This window comes from Kitasatospora nipponensis (assembly GCF_039528135.1).
Taxonomy (GTDB): domain Bacteria; phylum Actinomycetota; class Actinomycetes; order Streptomycetales; family Streptomycetaceae; genus Kitasatospora; species Kitasatospora nipponensis.
Map to the genome: position 1 here is coordinate 1 of NZ_BAAALF010000446.1, position 1,486 is coordinate 1,486.

The window sequence follows — 1,486 nt, forward strand, 5'->3', positions numbered from 1 at the left end:
GGTGGCTCGGGGCCCGGGGCCCGGTGGCGGGACTCAGCCGACGATCAGGCTCAGCCCGTAGCCGACGGCCGCGGCGCAGGCCGCGAAGCAGACGGTGGCGCAGGCCAGCGCGAGGACGCCGCGGGCGCCGCCGGCGGTGCCGGCGGTGGCGCCCGTCGTGGCGGTGGTGGCGGCCTCACGGCGGGACAGGGCCAGGATGCCGAGCGCGAAGGCGCTGACCACGGCGACGGTGACCCCGAAGCTGACACCGGCGGTGTCGGCGAGGGCGCTCCAGTTGATGTGCATGACCGGGGACTCCTCAGGCGGCGACGGTCGTCGTGGCGGGGGACGGGGTGCTGGCGCTCGCGGTCGGCGCCGGCACCGGGGTGACCTCGGTGACGTCCGGGACGTCGTTGACGTTGCCCGCGGTCACCGGCTGGCGGCGCGAGATCACCCACATGGCGCCCGAGCCGAGCACCAGGGCCGCGCCGACCACCAGGACGCCCCAGGTGCCGCGGTCGGCGACGAAGGCGGCGGCGCCGGCCACGGTGGCCGCGGCGGGCAGCGTCAGGCCCCAGGTGTAGACCATGCGGCGGGCCATGCTCCAGTGCACCTGGGCCTTGGGGCCGCCCAGGCCCGCGCCCATGATGCCGCCGGAGACGACCTGGGTGGTCGACAGGCCGTAGCCCATGTGCGAGGAGGTCAGGATGACCGCGGTGGTGGCGCTCTCGGCGGCGAAGCCCTGCGGCGCGCGGACGTCGGTCAGGCCCTTGCCCATGCTGCGGATGATCCGCCAGCCGCCCATGTAGGTGCCCAGCGCGATCGCCAGGCCGGCGCTGACGATCACCCAGGTGGGCGGCAGCGCGTGCTTGGGCAGGTTGCCGACCGACACCAGGGTCAGCGTGATGATGCCCATCGTCTTCTGGGCGTCGTTGGTGCCGTGGGCCAGCGAGACCAGCGAGGCCGAGGCGATCTGGCCGGTCTTGAAGCCCTTGGTGACGCTCTTCTCGTCGGCCCGGCGGGTGATCAGGTACGCCATCTTGGTGGCGCCCCAGGCGGCCAGTCCGGCGACGATCGGGGAGGCGACGGCCGGGATGAGGATCTTGGTGACCACGACGCTGAAGTTCACGCCGTTCAGGCCGACCCCGACCACGGTGGCGCCGATCAGGCCGCCGTACAGCGCGTGCGAGGAACTGGAGGGCAGGCCGCGCAGCCAGGTCAGCAGGTTCCAGAGGATCGCGCCGACCAGGGCGGCGAAGATCACCGCCGGATGGATGCCCGCCTTCTCGTTGACGATGCCGCCCGAGATGGTGCTGGCGACCTTCACGGACAGGAAGGCGCCCGCGAAGTTGAGGACCGCGGAGATGGCGACGGCGACCTTGGGTCGCAGGGCGCCGGTCGCGATGGAGGTGGCCATCGCGTTGGCGGTGTCGTGGAAGCCGTTGGTGAAGTCGAAGGCGAGCGCCGTGACGATCACCACCGCCACCAGGAACGTGATGTGTTCCAT

Annotated in this window: 2 protein-coding genes; both read right to left on the reverse strand. The window is 72.7% G+C overall.

The genetic code is table 11. The annotated features are described in order from the left end of the window. Window positions 1-33: 33 nt before the first annotated feature. Window positions 34-285 carry a hypothetical protein gene (locus ABD323_RS41050; protein ID WP_344447200.1) on the reverse strand — a complete coding sequence of 84 codons (252 nt, stop codon included), beginning with the start codon at window positions 283-285 and terminating at the stop codon, window positions 34-36. Window positions 286-298: 13 nt separating this feature from the next. Next, window positions 299-1,486, reverse strand: a 1,188-nt coding sequence (locus ABD323_RS41055) for an inorganic phosphate transporter (RefSeq protein WP_344447201.1), incomplete at its 5' end; no start/stop codon positions are given.